We start from the raw sequence: 14,362 nt of genomic DNA, 5'->3' as shown, positions 1-14,362 counted from the left end.
TTTATCGTTTATCGAGCGTTGTTGTAATGGTGTCGCCGATGAACTGGATAACGAAAACGATCAACAGTATCGTCAGCGTCGCCACCAGCGTCACGTCACCGTGATTGCGTTGAAAACCTTCCAGATAGGCCAGATTACCCAGCCCGCCTGCGCCGATCACCCCGGCCATCGCGGTGTAGCTCACCAGGGCGATCAGGGTGACGGTAATACCGGAAACCAGCGCCGGGGAAGACTCCGGCAGCAGCACGCGAAAGATGATGGTGCTGGTTTTGGCACCCATGGAGCGCGCCGCTTCGATGACTCCCTTGTCCACCTCGCGCAAGCCAATTTCAACCAGTCGTGCATAGAAGGGGGCTGCACCGACAATCAGCGCCGGCAGCGCGGCGTCGGCCCCCAAAATGGTGCCGATCAGCGTCTTGGTGAACGGGATCAGCAACACGATCAAAATGATGAAGGGGATGGAGCGGAATACGTTGACCAGCACTGAAATCAGCGAATAGATGAGGCGATTTTGCAACAGTTGACCGCGAGAGGTCAGGAACAGCAGCACCCCCAGCACGATGCCCAGCACCAGCGTCGCCAGCCCGGCGATACCGGTCATGTACAGGGTTTCCAGGGTAGCGTTCAGCAACGGGTCAATGCGCAGGTGAGGGAACAGTGACTCAATCATGTTTAATCACCTCAGCAGCGATCTGTTGTTCTTTCAATGATTTCAGCATGCTGTCGATTTGCAGATCGTTGCCATTGGCGTGGATATACAATTCGCCAAAGGATCCGTTCAGGGTCTGGGTTATCTTGCCGTGCAGAATATTAATGCTCACCTTGTAGCGCAGGATCACGTCGGAAATCACCGCCTGATGGGTTTGCACGCCGACAAAGGTCAGCTTGAAGATCGCCCCCGGCAGGTGCTGGGCCAGCAAGGGGTTAAAGCTTTCCTCGGTTTCCTGATATTGCGAAACCTGTTTAACGAACTGCTGGGTAATCGGCTGCTGCGGCCGGGTGAAAACGTCGATCACCGGGCCTTCTTCGACAATGCGGCCGTTTTCCATCACTGCCACGCGATGGCAAATTTTGCGCACTACGTGCATTTCATGGGTGATCAGCACAATGGTCAGGTTCAGCTTGCGGTTGATGTCCAGCAACAGGTCCAGAATCGAATCGGTGGTCTGGGGATCGAGCGCCGAGGTAGCCTCATCGCACAGCAATACTCCTGGATTATTGGCCAGCGCGCGGGCGATGCCGACGCGTTGTTTCTGCCCGCCACTGAGCTGCGAAGGATAAGCCTCTTCGCGGCCCTGCAGGCCAACCAATGCCACCAGTTCCGCCACACGCGGTTTAATCTGTGCCTTGGGCACACCAGCGATTTGCATTGAGAAGGCAATGTTCTGGCTGACGGTGCGTGACCACAGCAGGTTGAAGTGTTGAAACACCATGCTGATTTTCAGCCGCGCCTGGCGCAACTGGTCGCTTTTGGCGGCGGCGATATCGAAACCGTCGACCTGAATGCTGCCGCTGGTGGGGGTTTCCAGTCCGTTAAGCAAACGGATCAGGGTGCTTTTACCGGCCCCGCTATAGCCAATGATGCCGTAAATTTGCCCGGCTTCGACCGCCAGGTTGACATCATCTACCGCGATAACGCGGCCCTGTGTGCTGTCAAAAGTTTTGCAAACGTTCGAAAGAACGATCATAGAGAAGCGGATCCTTATTAATACATCACAGTATTCCACCCGGAGCGCGCAGCGCCAGAGGGCTCGGCTTCTCGGAGCAAAGGGCAGGCGGAACCTCTGTTGCTGGTGAATACAGGCCAATCCTACCGGGGCTTTATAGTGACAGGAAGAATATAAATTCTATTAGTTATTCTGATTTGATATATAAAATGATGAGCAGAAGTGATGGTGAAACCGCGGCCGAGGGCGATTTTGGCCGCGGTGTTTTGTTCAGGCGCGTCCCCAAAGTCTGGCGACGGTCAGGGCGATAAAAGCTTCCAGCTTGGGTGACTGCCGTCGTTCGGGCAGATAGACCAGGTGCATCGGCCGCGGTAGCGGGGAATAGTCCGGCAAGACCCGCACCAGCCGGCCAGCAGCAATATCTTCGTCCAGCAGCATACCGGCATGCAGCGCGATACCAAACCCGGCCAGCGCCGCCCGGCGCACTCCTTCGCCAGAGTCCATCCGCAGCCGTGGCCTGACCGGCACGCTAATTTCCCCCTCTGGCCCCTGCAACCGCCAGAAGTGGTTGCCGTCCCACTGGCTGAAGCCAAAGCAACTGTGCGTACTGAGCTGGGTCGGCTGCGTTGGAGCACCCTGCTGCGCCAAATAGTCCGGCGAGGCGGCCAGCGTCATGCGGTAATCGGGCAGGGCGCGCGCCACCAGGCCGTCGTCCGCCACCGGGCCGATGCGAAATGCGGCTTCGTAGCTTTCCTCAATCAAATCCACTTTGCGATCCGACAGCACCACCTCCGCCTCGACCTCTGGGTGCCGCTGCAGGAATTCGGTGAGGATCGGCGTCAAAACGCGGTTACCAAAAGTGACCGGTGCGCTGATACGCAGCAGCCCGCTGGGGGAGCTCAGTAGCGCCCGGGCACTGGCTTCGGCGGCATCGGCGTCGGCCAGCAGACGGCGGCAGCGTTCGTAGAACACCCGACCGGCCTCGGTCAGCCCCTGCCGGCGGGTGGTGCGGTTCAGCAGCGGCGCATTAAGGCGTTGCTCCAGGTAACGGATGTGCTTGCCGACCATGGTCGGGGAGATTGCCATCTCCTCAGCGGCGGCGACAAAGCTGCCTTTTTCCACCACCCGCACAAACACCGCCATGCTGGTTAATCGATCCATTATAAACCCCTGGTGTTTTCTGAATGTTCTGCGGGCCACTTTGCCTGATTATAGCGCTTTGCGATAATCCTTCTATCGACCGCCAGTGTGTTATTGGTGGAATTTCCCGGAGCAGCAACATGCATGCATTAGCGTTTGAACACTTTGGCGGGCCGGACGTGCTCGAATACCTTGAGTTACCGACGCCAGCGGTACCGGCGGGCGCGGTGCAGGTGCGCATGGGCGCTGCCGGGCTGAATTTTGCCGATATCTACCGCCGCAAAGGCAATTACGTGCTGCACGGTAACCCGCCGCATATCGGCGGTTACGAAGGCGTGGGCACCATTATCGCCGTGGGCGAGGGCGTCAATGGCTGGCAGCTGGGGGAGCGGATTGGTTTCGCCGATGTGCCTTTTTGTCATGCCACGCGTATCAATGTGCCGGTGGAACATGCACTGCGGCTACCACAGGCGTTGAGCGACGTCGAGGCCGCCTCAATTCTGCTGCAGGGGCTGACGGCGCAGTACCTGATTAATGACAGCGTGCAGGTGAAGGCGGGCGATCGCGCGTTAGTACATGCAGCGGCGGGCGGTGTCGGGCAGATCCTGACCCGCATGTTGGTGGCGCGTGGCGCACAGGTTTACGCTGTGGTGTCTTCGGCGCACAAACAACAGATCGCACTGAACAACGGTGCCGCAGCAGCCTTCACCTATCAGCAGGATTGGGTGGCGCAAATTGCCGCGCTGACCGGCGGTGGCGTTGAATACGGTTTCGACTCGGTCGGTATCACGCTGCAGCAGAGCATCGATGCGCTGCGCCCTGGTGGCCGGGTCGTCACCTTTGGGATGGCGGGCGGCGAGGCACCGGCGATTTCTGCCTACGGCCTGATGATGGATTCCAAAGGCGTGGTCGGCGGCGATCTCTGGACTTATCTTAATAGCGCCGAGGCACGGCGTGACAGGGCTGAACGCCTGTTCAGCAGTTGGCAGAACGGCGAATTTGCCGTGCCCCATATCGAAACCTTCCCGCTGAGCGAAGGGGCGGCCGCCCACCGTCGGCTGGAGGATCGCAGCTTTGCCGGCAAGATTGTGCTGCTCAACGATCGCGACCCGCAGAGTTAAAAACGGCCTTCCCCTGCATGCTACACTGGCCGCCAGGCGATAATCGGGGTCAGTCAGAATGGAAGTGATACGCGCGGCAATAGAGAAACAGGTGATCGGCCTGACCGGGCTGGCACTCGGCGGGGTCGATTTCGAGAACCCGCCGGGTGATCCGGGCCTGTTTGGGCCGCAGTCGGTTATCTGGCAGGTACACAGTGATTTCACCTCGATGCTGTGCGGCGGTGTCAGCGCCTTGCTGCTGCAAATGCTGCACCCGTTGGCGCTGGCCGGCGTCTGGGACCATTCCAACTTTCGTGACGATATGCTCGGCCGCCTGCGCCGTACCAGCCAGTTTGTCTCCGTCACCACCTTTGGCCCCACTGCCGAGGCCGAAAGGTTGATCGCCAAAGTCAAAGCCATTCATTTGCGGGTCAACGGCGTCAGCAGCGACGGCAGGGCTTATGCTGCCAGCGATCCGGACCTGCTCACCTGGGTGCACGTGGTGGAAAGCCGCTGTTTTTTGGCCAGCCATCTGCGTTACCGCAACCCTCATCTTGCCCGCGAACAGCAGGACAGCTATTACCGTGAGGCGGCACGCGTCGCCGCTGCCCTGGGGGCGCGCGATATCCCTGTATCCTGTTGTGAAATCGAAGATTATCTGCAGCGGATGCGGCCGCAGTTGGTGTGTGATGAGCGCACGCAGGAAGTGGCGCGCATTCTGCTGGCGGCTCCGGCACCGAGCAGGCTGGCACAACCTTTTGGCGCTCTGGTAATGCAGGCGGGTATTGATCTGCTGCCGGATTGGGCACAGCAGCAGTTTGATTTTTCTTCCGGCAGGTTGCGACAAAAACTGGTGCGGGTCGGTGCCGGTGGGGTGGGTAAAGTGCTGCGGGCTTCGATGCGTAACGGTTCCTATCAGCGAGCGCTACGACGAATTAACAAAACCGCCGTAGCACATTGATGGTCACCGCAGGTTGGCGGGGAAATCTGCCGGCAGCTCGCTGGCCGGACAGTTAATCACCTGCTCATTGTTTTCACCGCAGTCGCGTACAAAGGTGATGCTGGCGAATTCGTCGATCACTTCAGTCGGGTACGCCGGACCGGCTTCACGATAGGCCGCCATCTGTGCCAGGTGTTCATTTTGGAAACACACGGTGTGCTGCGGATTATTCATAACCCAGCGCGGGAAGAAAATGGTGCCGTGGAAAATCAGATCGCCCAGATTGACGATGAGGCTAACGTCAGTCCCGGTCGGCTCCGTCCATGAGATCTTATACACTTCTGCGGCCACCCGAACCACGTAGACCGCCTGGTCTTTCACCCAGCGATTGCCCACTAACCCACTGTGGATCCGATAATCGATGGTGCCGGCATTCTTCAGGTAGATTTCATAATTCCAGCCATTGTCATAGGTATACACCAGATGTTTGCCGATAAAACCGCTCAGGTCGTGTTTGTCGAAGCTGCTCATTATGTGTTCCTTATGGGGAGAGTTTTAAGTCGATAGGAGTAGCCTACGCTGATAAAAATCGATATAAAAACGCTAATATTGGCGGTTAATAATCGAATTTTTAGATGTTTTAGGAGGCGAGGATGCGGGCACCCAAAACCACCCTGGATCAGTGGCACACGCTGCAGACCGTGATTGAGCAAGGGGGCTATATTCAGGCGGCTGAATACCTGCACCGCAGCCAATCCTCGGTGAGTTACAGTTTGCATACCTTGCAGGAGCGGCTGGGGGTTAAATTGCTGATGATTGTCGGCCGTAAGGCGGAGTTGACGGTCGAAGGCCGGGCATTATTGGAACATGCCAAACCGCTGATTACCGCTTTCAGCCAGCTTGAAGCGAGGGCGGCGGCGTTTACCCAAGGTGAGAAGGTGGCGTTAACGCTGGTAGCAGACAGCGTTTTTCCGAAGCCGTTACTGTTCCGCGCGCTGCGGCAATTTCAACAGCGCTATCCGCAAACTCAGGTGCGGTTGCGTGAGATCCTGCGAGGGGAAAGTCGGGAACTGCTGGCGCAAGCTGATGCCGACTTATACATCACCACGTTGCCGCCGGATGCTTCAGTGGACGGTAGTTTTTTGATGGATGTGAATTTTATCGCCGTCGCCCATCGCCACCATCCGTTGCATCAATTGAAGGGCCCACTGACCCAGGCCGAACTGGTTCGTTTTCATCGCGTGGTGATTACCGATCCTCTGCAGCAAGCGGATGCAGACGCCGCGTGGAGTTTTACCACCTTTGATGCGGCGATACAGGCGATATGTCATGGGGTGGGATATGGCTGGTTGCCGCAGGACCGGATCACCGGGCTGCTGGCCAGTGGTGAATTGCAGCCCTTACCGCTCGCCGGTCAGCGGATCCGTGCCACGCCGCTATATTTAATTTATGGGGATCCTCAGGGGTATTTTGATCTGACGACCAGGGCGATGGCGGAAATGATTACCGATGCGGTGCAATCCGACCATCAATTAGCCAACAGCCCGAAATTTTGAGACTTTTACGGGTGATCCGGCCGCTAATGCGCTTTACACTGGGCAAAAGCCAATTTCCATTTTATTTAGCGTGCAGCATTATTCTGCGCCTTGAGCCTATTTGAGGTTATATGAACGAGTCACACGTACTTGCTGAAGTCAGTAATGAGAACCAGACGCTGGTGGCGGTGGTTCAGCAAGATCATCGGGCTGCCTATTTTTATATTTATCCTTCAGAAGAAAATAGCGAACGTTTTCAGGTCCGAGCCTGCTGGCTGCGTAACCTGGCGGCCGCGCCGCAACAGGAAGACAGTGCGGCATTGGCGTTGGGCCAGCCACCGATGCTGGCAGCCGAGTTTTGCCGCAATCTGGAAGGGGAAGCACCGCTGAACCCGGAAGGGCTGATGGTGGTCTGGACGGAGAGCGACGACGGTGCGGCGCTGTGGTATTACGGCCAACTGCTGGCAGTGATCCCCGGCTGGAGCCTGTATATCGACCACTCGGTGTGCTATTCCGCCAGTTGCATCAAAGAGAGCCCGCTGGCTTATCCGCTCGGCTCTGCTTCCACCAATACCCAGTATGCACTGGCGGAAAGTACCCGTCAGTTTTGGCGTAGCTGGCAGCGGGAAGAGGGTAATCCGTGGCCAAAAATGCAGAACGACTATCAGGCGATTTACGATCAGCACTTTGGTCCTTCGGTGAAATACTACGCAATCGACCAGGGTAAATGGCCGCCGATGGCCATTACTCAGCATGAGCGCGATGGCATCTACTATTTTCTCACCATGGGCGTCAGTATCCGCCCGATGCCGTGGGTGGAAATCCTGTTTAACGACGAAGCTCCCCGCTACCGCCGTATGGAAATGGGCATCGCCATCGACGGCCAGTACATGACCGAGGAGAACGCGGTGCAGATGGCCAGCGCGCTGGCCGGGCTTGCCCACGCTCCCTGGGCTAAAATTACCTGGTTTGGCGAAGGCCATACCCTGGAGTCTGAAGTCGCGCCGCAGGGCTATGAGGGTTATGTGCTTTCCTCGTCGTTTTACCCGTACAGCGAGCACCTGACCTTGCCGAAACAGTATGGCGATCCGGTGAATATTTTCTGGGCCAGCCCGGTTTTTGAAGCCGAGCGTCTGCTGGCGCACGCGACACCGAATGGCGGCCACGATCTGGTGAGTCAATTGCGTGAACAGGGCGTTGACCATATCTTCCGCCCGCGCCAACCGTTATGCTGATCTTCGATTAAATTCACGGGAGTTATCATGAAGTCAGCGCTGTTGATTATTGATGTGCAGAAAGGGTTGTTTACGCCGCCGCCGGCCGATGCCGAAGCGACGATTGAGCGAATTAACACTTTGAGTGCTAACGCTCGTCAGGCTGGCGTGCCGGTGATTTTTATCCAGCATCAGACACCGGACGATGAGCTGGCACAGGGCAGCGATGCCTGGCAGATTGACTCCCGTTTGCAGGTGAACGACGGCGACCATCGGGTGGGTAAAACCACCCCGGACTCCTTTCTGCGCACCGGACTGGGGCCATTGCTGATCGCCAAGGGGGTTTCACATTTGGTGGTCTGCGGCTACTCCACCGAGTTTTGCGTAGACACTACCACCCGTCGCGCAGCCGGGCTGGGCTATCCGGTAACGCTGGCGGCCGATGCACACACCAGTCACGACAAAGCGCACGCCACTGGCCTGCAGATCCGTACCCATCACAATGCCACGTTGTCGAATATTGAAAGCTTCGGCGTGCTGATCAACGCGCTGCCGGCGGCGGACATCCGTTTCTGATCGCCAGATAAAAACGAGCCCGGTGTCTCTACCGGGCTCGATAGCCTTATTTCAATCCCGCTCTGCGTGCGGCCACTTTGGCCAACGCTGACCAGTCCAAATCCGCATCGCCCTGCGCCACCGCATCGAGGAAGTTATCCTTCAGTACGCTGGCGAATGGCATTGGTGTGTGGCTATTGGCAGCGGCCTCCAATGCCAGGCTCACGTCTTTCATGCCCAGGCTTAATTTGAAACCGGCCGGTTCGAACTTCTCTTCGGCAATCAGTGCGCCATAGCCCTTATAAGCCGGAGAGGCGAACAGGGTACTGCTGAGCATTTGCAGGTAATCCGCGCCGGAAACGCCGTAATTACGCACCAGCGCACTGCCTTCGGCCATTGCCTCAATCGCACTGGCCAGCGTAAAGTTGGCGGCGATTTTGACGATATTGGCCTGTTCGGGTTGATCGCCAAAATGCCAGGTCTGTTGGCCGAGCACCTCAAACAGCGGTTGTACTTTGGCGATCAGCTGCGCATCGCCCGCAGCCAGAATATTCAGCTTACCGGCCACGGCTACGTCTACCCGCCCCAGCACCGGCGCGGCGATATAGCCGACGTTGTGCTCCATATGCAACGCCGCCAGTCGCTTGGCCAGTGCCACCGACACCGTCGCCATATTGATGTGGATTGCGCCCGGTTGCAGCCGTTGCAGCAACCCGCTTGCCAGCACCACCTGCTCGGTTGCGGCGTCGTTGGCCAGCATAGTGATCAGCACATCCACATCGGCCAACTCATCAGCCTGCTGCGCCTGTTGGGCCCCGGTGGCGACCAGCGGTAGTGCTGCCTCAGGGGAGCGATTCCAGACTTTCAGCGCATAGCCTGCCTGCAACAGGTTGGCAGCCATTGCGCTACCCATACCGCCCAGCCCGGCAAATCCGATCTTCATCAGAGTGCCTCCGGGAAACCTCGGCCTTCAGGCCGGGGAGGAAAGGAGGCGGTTTTCGAGCTAACTTCTTTTTGTCTTTTCACGATGGCTCCTGTAATTTTGTACATATGAAACGCGCATACAAATACCGATTCTATCCAACAGCCGATCAGGTTGAGCTTTTGGCTCAAACGTTCGGCTGTGTGCGTTTTGTCTATAATTCAATCCTTCGCTGGCGTACTGATGCTTACTATGAGCGCCAGGAGAAGATCGGCTATCTGCAAGCTAATGCGCGGTTAACCGCGCTTAAAAAAGAGCCTGAATGCGCATGGCTCAATGACGTTTCCTGTGTCCCCTTGCAACAATCGCTACGCCACCAACAGATGGCCTTTTCTCACTTTTTTGCAGGTCGGGCTAAATATCCAGCATTCAAAAGCAAACGCCACAAACAGGTCGCTGAATTGACCGCCAGCGCGTTTAAATATCGTGATGGCAAGCTGCATATGGCTAAGAGCAAAGCCCCATTGGACGTGCGCTGGAGCCGTGAACTCCCATCCGTGCCGTCAACCGTCACTATTTCCAAAGATGCAGCCGGACGATATTTCGTTTCCTGTCTGTGCGAGTTTGAACCTGTATCACTGCCCATTTCCGCTAAAACCGTGGGCATTGATGTGGGCTTAAAGGATTTGTTCGTTACTGACACTGGATTTAAACAAGGCAATCCCCGCCATACCGCTAAATACGCGGCTCGCCTGGCGCGACTTCAGCGCCGTTTAAGCAAAAAAGCGAAAGGTTCGAAAAACCGCGCTAAAGCCCGCTTGAAGGTGACCCGACTCCACGCGAAAATTGCCGATTGCCGCAGGGATAACTTGCACAAGTTGTCCCGCAAACTGATTAACGATAACCAAGTTGTTTGCGTTGAATCCCTGAAAGTGAAGAACATGATCCGCAACCCTAAGCTGTCGAAAGCGATAGCCGATGCAAGCTGGGGCGAGTTTGTGCGCCAGCTCGCATTCAAGGCTGAATGGGGCGGGCGTTCACTGGTCGCAATTGCCCCGTTTTTCCCGTCCTCAAAGCGTTGCAGTTGTTGCGGCTTCACCATGAAAAAATTACCTCTTGATGTTCGTAAATGGAATTGTCCGGAATGCCAGACAAGCCATGACCGTGACATTAATGCGGCACGGAATATAAAAGCTGCCGGGCTGGCAGCGTTAGCCCACGGAGAGTCTGTAAATCCTGAATCGCATCAAGCGGCTTAGGTTCGACTCAGTGAAGTGGGAATCTTCGTCCTTTAGGGCGGGGAGCAGTCAAATTGCGTTCCTTTTTCAGGTTGGATCCTTTCACCCTAACGCGATGGGCAGAGAACGCAAATGGCGCAGTGTAACGCTTTCTTAACCGCGAGGGTCTTCCGGTACCCTATACATTGGCGCTGGCGTGGCGCACACCATCACCGCTGAGCGAGGCATTTTGCCGTATAGCCCGCGAACAGGCGGCAATCTGGCAACCTGCGGTTATTGACAACACGGCTGCCGGGGGCGTAGCCTAAAAGCCATGAATATGCCGATGCACTCCACTCACAGCCAGTCTTGGTGGCGCCTCCTCTAAAGGCGGCCCGGGTATTCACACCTTTTTTTAATGCCGCCGGTTCTGGCGGCATTTTTATTGCGTTGTTCCGGTGGTGACTTTACTTTCAGGAGCAAGGCAATGAGCTACACCATTCTGACCGGCGATCGCGCCACCGGATCTCTCCATTTAGGTCACTACGTCGGTTCACTGCGTCAGCGCGTTGAGCTGCAACAGCAGCATCAGCAAACGGTGTTGGTGGCAGACCTGCAGGGGCTGACCGATAACGGCAATAACCCGCAAAAAATCAGCACCAACGTGCTTAATCTGGTGGCCGACTATCTGGCGGTCGGCATCGATCCGCAGAAAACCACCATTTGCCTGCAATCCGCGCTGCCGGCGCTGGCCGAGCTGACGATGTATTACCTCAACCTGGTCAGCGTGGCGCGGCTGGAACGCAACCCAACGGTGAAAAGTGAAATTATCGAGAAGGACTTTTCCCGCAGTCTGCCGGCCGGTTTTCTGGTTTATCCGGTCAGCCAGGCGGCGGATATCACTGCCTTTGGTGCCACCCATGTGCCGGTCGGTGAGGATCAATTGCCGATGCTGGAGCAAACCAATGAAATTGTCCGGCGTTTCAATCGCATCGTCGGGCAACAGGTTTTGACGGAATGCCAACCCTTACTGAGCAATGTCAGCCGACTGCCGGGGCTGGACGGGCAGGGCAAAATGTCGAAATCACGCGGCAACACCATCACCCTGGGGGCCGACGCCGATCAGGTGCACAAGGCGGTGATGAGCATGTTTACCGATCCGGGCCATCTGAACGTCAGTGATCCCGGCCGGGTGGAAGGCAATATGGTGTTCACCTATCTGGATGCCTTCTGTGATGACGCCGTGCTGGTGGCAGATTTGAAGGAACACTATCGCCGTGGCGGGTTGGGGGACATGAAAATCAAACGCCTGCTGGAAGATTGCCTGCAAAGTCTGCTGGAGCCGATCCGCACTCGCCGGGCCGATTACCTGGCCGACAAGGGCGAACTGCTGCGCATTTTACAGCAGGGTACCCGCTGCGCCGACCAGGTCAGCCGGCAGACGCTGGGGCGGGTGAAGGCCGCGCTGGGGTTGGATTTCTTCTCCCTGAGCTGAAGGTTTGCCCCCGGTGGAAAGGGGGCGTGAGCAGAACATCAGGCTGCGCTGTCAACGATCGGCTGTTTGACCACGAAGATATACGACAGCGCACCGATCACGGTGAAGCAGGAGCAGAGGGTGAGCGCCAGGCTGAACGAGTGGGTGGTATCCAGGATCCAACCGGTGACCACCGGCGCGAACGAGGCAAAGATAAAGCTGGCGAAGTTTTGAATACTGCCGACCGAGGCGGTCATGCGGGAGGTCACCGCCACGTGGATCAGCCCCCAGCAGGAGGTGCCGGCAAAGTGGATGCAGAACAGCGCCATGCCGATCAACAACACCGCGCTGTAAGTGGTGGTGGCCTGAGCGACCACGGCGGTAAAGGAAGCGGACAGCAGCATGCCGGCGACGATGCAAATTTTACGGCTTTTCAACGGCGCCATGCCGCGACGCACCAGAAAGTCGGTGACGAAGCCGTTCGACAGCATGCCAGCGGCACCAAACAGGAATGGGATGGCGCTCATCAGCCCGGTACTTTTCAAATCCAGATGGTAAGTGGTCTGCAGATAACCCGGCAACCAAGCCAGATACAGCCAGGCGGTGTAGTTGATACCGCTAAAGCCAATCATCATGCCCCACATGGTGCGATTCCGGAACAGCGCTCGCCATTCGCGAAAGTTCATCGGTTCTGGCCTTGCGCTGATGCTCCCGGCATTCAAATAAGCCTGTTCCTGGGCACTCAGGCTGACGTCCTGTCGGTTGCGATACAGCATGTACCAGCCGATCGACAGTGCGATGCCCAACACGCCGATGGTGATGAACATGCCACGCCAGCCAAAGACCAGCATCATGGCGGTGAGGATCGGCGGGCTGATCGCCAACCCAATGGTCGAGGCGGAATTAAAAATGCCCATCGGCATACCGCGATCCTTGATATTGAACCAGTCGTTGATCACCTTCACGCCGCACGGATTCATCGGTGCTTCACCGATCCCCAACCCGATACGCACCCAGATAAACTGGGTGAAGTTGTGGATCATGCCGGAAAGCGTCTGGAACACCGACCAGACAAACATGCCGATCCCCAGCATGATGCGCGGGCCTTTCCTGTCCAGCAATGGGCCGCAAGGCAACTGGGCGATACCGTAGGCCAGGGAGAATGCCGAAAGCAGCAAGCCAATTTCGGTGCCGCTCAGGCCCATTTCTTGCCGAATGGTGGAGTTCGCCACCGAGAGGGAACTGCGATCAAGAAAGTTAATTATGGCCGCCAGAAATAACAAACACATCGCCGTAGTTTGAATTTTTTTAATTCTGGCCGAGCGAACCAGCATGCCCTCGGGTGGCATAGGAATTATGTGATCGGAATAGGGTTCGGCCTGTTCCTTTCCGGTGTTAATTGCATGACTTCTTTCCATTTCGTCCTCCAGAATTTCGCATTAATAATATTTATTATTCCGGGTATTCCCCTGGATGGTGTTTTAGTGAAGGTATTGGCAGATGCTCGGCAGTAAGCCTAGAGGGCGAAATATTTTGGGGGCGGTGTTTTGTCACGGTTCCGTGCGGCAGCCAGTATTTTGCTGCTTTTTATCTGTTTTAAATGACATTAGGGTGTTTTTTATCGATAAAAAACACCCTGGTAGCTCAAGCGATGGTCTGATTGAGGGAGCGGATCATCGACTGTTTGGCGGTATCCAAATGGCGGTGCAGCGCGTTGATGGCTTCCTGATCATTACGGCAAATAAGTGCGCTGAGAATGGTCATGTGCTCTTCAATGGCAATGATATTGCGCTGTTTCAGATCGGTTTCATCCCACTGATAGTGAAAGTGGAAAATCACCGAGATGATCTCCAGCGACTGGTTGAAAAACGGGTTATTGGCGGCGGAGAGGATCAGCCCGTGGAAGTCGCGATCCAACTGGGAAAACAGGCGATAGTTGGCGCTGATGCCTTCCCGCAGTTGGCGGTGGCGGCTCAGCAGTTCTTTGGCCTGCAGCCAGCGTTCATCGTGTGCCGGCAGATTGATAAAGTGGGAAAGGGCGTGCGTTTCCAGCATTTGTCGCAGTTCAAACAGCTGTTCGGCATAGCGCTGGTCAAACCGTTTCATGCTCCACTGCCCGCGCTTGACGCTGTCGATCAGATTGTAACGGCTAAAATGCAGCAGAAATTCCCGTACCACCACCGGACTGACATTAACCGCCCGCGCCAGTTGCAGTTCGCTGAAGCTGTCTCCGGCGCGCAGTTGCTTCTGGTTGATCATCTGATAGAACGCTTTCTCGAACCTTTTCCCCTGTTCGTCCAGGGAAGGGCTTTGGCAGTCGAAGCCGTCGTCCGGCTGCGGCTGGCGTAAAATAACATAGTCGTCACCGACCTTTTCCAGCACGCCACGCTGGAACAAATGCGTCAGCGTATGGCGCACCGTGGTGCGGCTGATGTTGTACATTTCGGCCAATGCAGCCTGAGATGGCAGCGGCGAGCGCAGGTGGCCACTGTTGATGCCGTCAATCATCTGGTTAACGACATTGTGCCGCAGATTTTGGGTTCTGCTCATATGAGCCTCGGCTGTTTTTTATCTATTTAAAACCAATTTAAAGCGGTT

The 14,362-nt window shown here is 56.5% G+C and carries 14 protein-coding genes; 7 read left to right on the top strand and 7 right to left on the bottom strand.

What is annotated here, in order from left to right:
- Position 1: 1 nt before the first annotated feature.
- The 3 genes from OC597_RS03215 to OC597_RS03205 all read right to left on the bottom strand — a co-directional run bounded on the left by OC597_RS03215 (position 2) and on the right by OC597_RS03205 (position 2,828).
- Positions 2–670, bottom strand: coding sequence for a methionine ABC transporter permease (locus OC597_RS03215; RefSeq protein ID WP_262207412.1), 669 nt, complete (start codon positions 668–670; stop codon positions 2–4).
- On the bottom strand, positions 663–1,688 hold the full coding sequence (locus OC597_RS03210) for a methionine ABC transporter ATP-binding protein (protein WP_262207410.1): 1,026 nt from the start codon (positions 1,686–1,688) through the stop codon (positions 663–665). The genes OC597_RS03215 and OC597_RS03210 overlap by 8 nt, the downstream gene beginning before the upstream one ends.
- Before the next feature lie 249 nt (positions 1,689–1,937).
- The gene (locus OC597_RS03205; RefSeq protein ID WP_262207408.1) at positions 1,938–2,828 is read right to left on the bottom strand and encodes a LysR family transcriptional regulator; all 891 of its coding nucleotides are present in this window, start codon (positions 2,826–2,828) and stop codon (positions 1,938–1,940) included.
- A gap of 119 nt (positions 2,829–2,947) precedes the next feature.
- Between OC597_RS03205 and OC597_RS03200 the strand changes: the two genes are divergently transcribed.
- The gene (locus tag OC597_RS03200; RefSeq protein WP_261251916.1) at positions 2,948–3,928 is read left to right on the top strand and encodes a quinone oxidoreductase family protein; all 981 of its coding nucleotides are present in this window, start codon (positions 2,948–2,950) and stop codon (positions 3,926–3,928) included.
- 58 nt (positions 3,929–3,986) lie between these two features.
- Positions 3,987–4,868, top strand: coding sequence for an oxygenase MpaB family protein (locus tag OC597_RS03195; protein ID WP_262207406.1), 882 nt, complete (start codon positions 3,987–3,989; stop codon positions 4,866–4,868).
- Between the two features lie 3 nt (positions 4,869–4,871).
- On the opposite strand, the gene OC597_RS03190 is transcribed toward OC597_RS03195, so the two are convergent.
- Complete coding sequence (locus OC597_RS03190; RefSeq protein ID WP_261253785.1) at positions 4,872–5,381, bottom strand: phenolic acid decarboxylase; 510 nt, start codon at positions 5,379–5,381, stop codon at positions 4,872–4,874.
- Between the two features lie 119 nt (positions 5,382–5,500).
- On the opposite strand from OC597_RS03190, the gene OC597_RS03185 reads away from it, so the two are divergent.
- The 3 genes from OC597_RS03185 to OC597_RS03175 all read left to right on the top strand — a co-directional run bounded on the left by OC597_RS03185 (position 5,501) and on the right by OC597_RS03175 (position 8,172).
- Positions 5,501–6,403 (top strand): LysR family transcriptional regulator, encoded by a 903-nt coding sequence (locus tag OC597_RS03185; RefSeq protein ID WP_207975916.1) that lies wholly within the window; start codon positions 5,501–5,503, stop codon positions 6,401–6,403.
- 110 nt (positions 6,404–6,513) lie between these two features.
- The gene (locus OC597_RS03180; protein ID WP_262207403.1) at positions 6,514–7,617 is read left to right on the top strand and encodes a suppressor of fused domain protein; all 1,104 of its coding nucleotides are present in this window, start codon (positions 6,514–6,516) and stop codon (positions 7,615–7,617) included.
- A 27-nt stretch (positions 7,618–7,644) separates the two neighbouring features.
- On the top strand, positions 7,645–8,172 hold the full coding sequence (locus tag OC597_RS03175; protein WP_262207402.1) for a cysteine hydrolase family protein: 528 nt from the start codon (positions 7,645–7,647) through the stop codon (positions 8,170–8,172).
- Positions 8,173–8,218: 46 nt separating this feature from the next.
- On the opposite strand, the gene OC597_RS03170 is transcribed toward OC597_RS03175, so the two are convergent.
- Positions 8,219–9,094: an NAD(P)-dependent oxidoreductase gene (locus OC597_RS03170; protein ID WP_262207400.1), complete on the bottom strand. Its 876-nt coding sequence runs from the start codon at positions 9,092–9,094 to the stop codon at positions 8,219–8,221.
- A 107-nt stretch (positions 9,095–9,201) separates the two neighbouring features.
- Between OC597_RS03170 and OC597_RS03165 the strand changes: the two genes are divergently transcribed.
- Positions 9,202–10,332 carry an RNA-guided endonuclease InsQ/TnpB family protein gene (locus OC597_RS03165; protein WP_262207399.1) on the top strand — a complete coding sequence of 377 codons (1,131 nt, stop codon included), beginning with the start codon at positions 9,202–9,204 and terminating at the stop codon, positions 10,330–10,332.
- Between the two features lie 445 nt (positions 10,333–10,777).
- Positions 10,778–11,785 (top strand): tryptophan--tRNA ligase, encoded by a 1,008-nt coding sequence (gene trpS, locus OC597_RS03160; protein ID WP_261251921.1) that lies wholly within the window; start codon positions 10,778–10,780, stop codon positions 11,783–11,785.
- Between the two features lie 38 nt (positions 11,786–11,823).
- Here the strand turns inward: trpS and OC597_RS03155 are convergent, their stop codons facing one another.
- Together OC597_RS03155 and OC597_RS03150 are read right to left on the bottom strand one after the other, a co-directional pair.
- On the bottom strand, positions 11,824–13,182 hold the full coding sequence (locus OC597_RS03155) for an MFS transporter (protein WP_262207396.1): 1,359 nt from the start codon (positions 13,180–13,182) through the stop codon (positions 11,824–11,826).
- Between the two features lie 226 nt (positions 13,183–13,408).
- Positions 13,409–14,314, bottom strand: coding sequence for a GntR family transcriptional regulator (locus OC597_RS03150; RefSeq protein ID WP_262207394.1), 906 nt, complete (start codon positions 14,312–14,314; stop codon positions 13,409–13,411).
- Positions 14,315–14,362: the final 48 nt, after the last annotated feature.

This window comes from Serratia proteamaculans (genome assembly GCF_946227095.1).
GTDB lineage: Bacteria > Pseudomonadota > Gammaproteobacteria > Enterobacterales > Enterobacteriaceae > Serratia > Serratia proteamaculans_E.
This window is presented reverse-complemented; position numbering and strand designations above follow the sequence as displayed.

Bases quoted from the DNA above. Each gene is read 5' to 3' on its own strand.
- OC597_RS03215 (WP_262207412.1), bottom strand. From the start codon at position 670: ATGATTGAGTCACTGTTCCCTCACCTGCGCATTGACCCGTTGCTGAAC.
- OC597_RS03210 (WP_262207410.1), bottom strand. From the start codon at position 1,688: ATGATCGTTCTTTCGAACGTTTGCAAAACTTTTGACAGCACACAGGGC.
- OC597_RS03205 (WP_262207408.1), bottom strand. From the start codon at position 2,828: ATGGATCGATTAACCAGCATGGCGGTGTTTGTGCGGGTGGTGGAAAAA.
- OC597_RS03200 (WP_261251916.1), top strand. From the start codon at position 2,948: ATGCATGCATTAGCGTTTGAACACTTTGGCGGGCCGGACGTGCTCGAA.
- OC597_RS03195 (WP_262207406.1), top strand. From the start codon at position 3,987: ATGGAAGTGATACGCGCGGCAATAGAGAAACAGGTGATCGGCCTGACC.
- OC597_RS03185 (WP_207975916.1), top strand. From the start codon at position 5,501: ATGCGGGCACCCAAAACCACCCTGGATCAGTGGCACACGCTGCAGACC.
- OC597_RS03180 (WP_262207403.1), top strand. From the start codon at position 6,514: ATGAACGAGTCACACGTACTTGCTGAAGTCAGTAATGAGAACCAGACG.
- OC597_RS03175 (WP_262207402.1), top strand. From the start codon at position 7,645: ATGAAGTCAGCGCTGTTGATTATTGATGTGCAGAAAGGGTTGTTTACG.
- OC597_RS03170 (WP_262207400.1), bottom strand. From the start codon at position 9,094: ATGAAGATCGGATTTGCCGGGCTGGGCGGTATGGGTAGCGCAATGGCT.
- OC597_RS03165 (WP_262207399.1), top strand. From the start codon at position 9,202: ATGAAACGCGCATACAAATACCGATTCTATCCAACAGCCGATCAGGTT.
- trpS (WP_261251921.1), top strand. From the start codon at position 10,778: ATGAGCTACACCATTCTGACCGGCGATCGCGCCACCGGATCTCTCCAT.
- OC597_RS03155 (WP_262207396.1), bottom strand. From the start codon at position 13,182: ATGGAAAGAAGTCATGCAATTAACACCGGAAAGGAACAGGCCGAACCC.
- OC597_RS03150 (WP_262207394.1), bottom strand. From the start codon at position 14,314: ATGAGCAGAACCCAAAATCTGCGGCACAATGTCGTTAACCAGATGATT.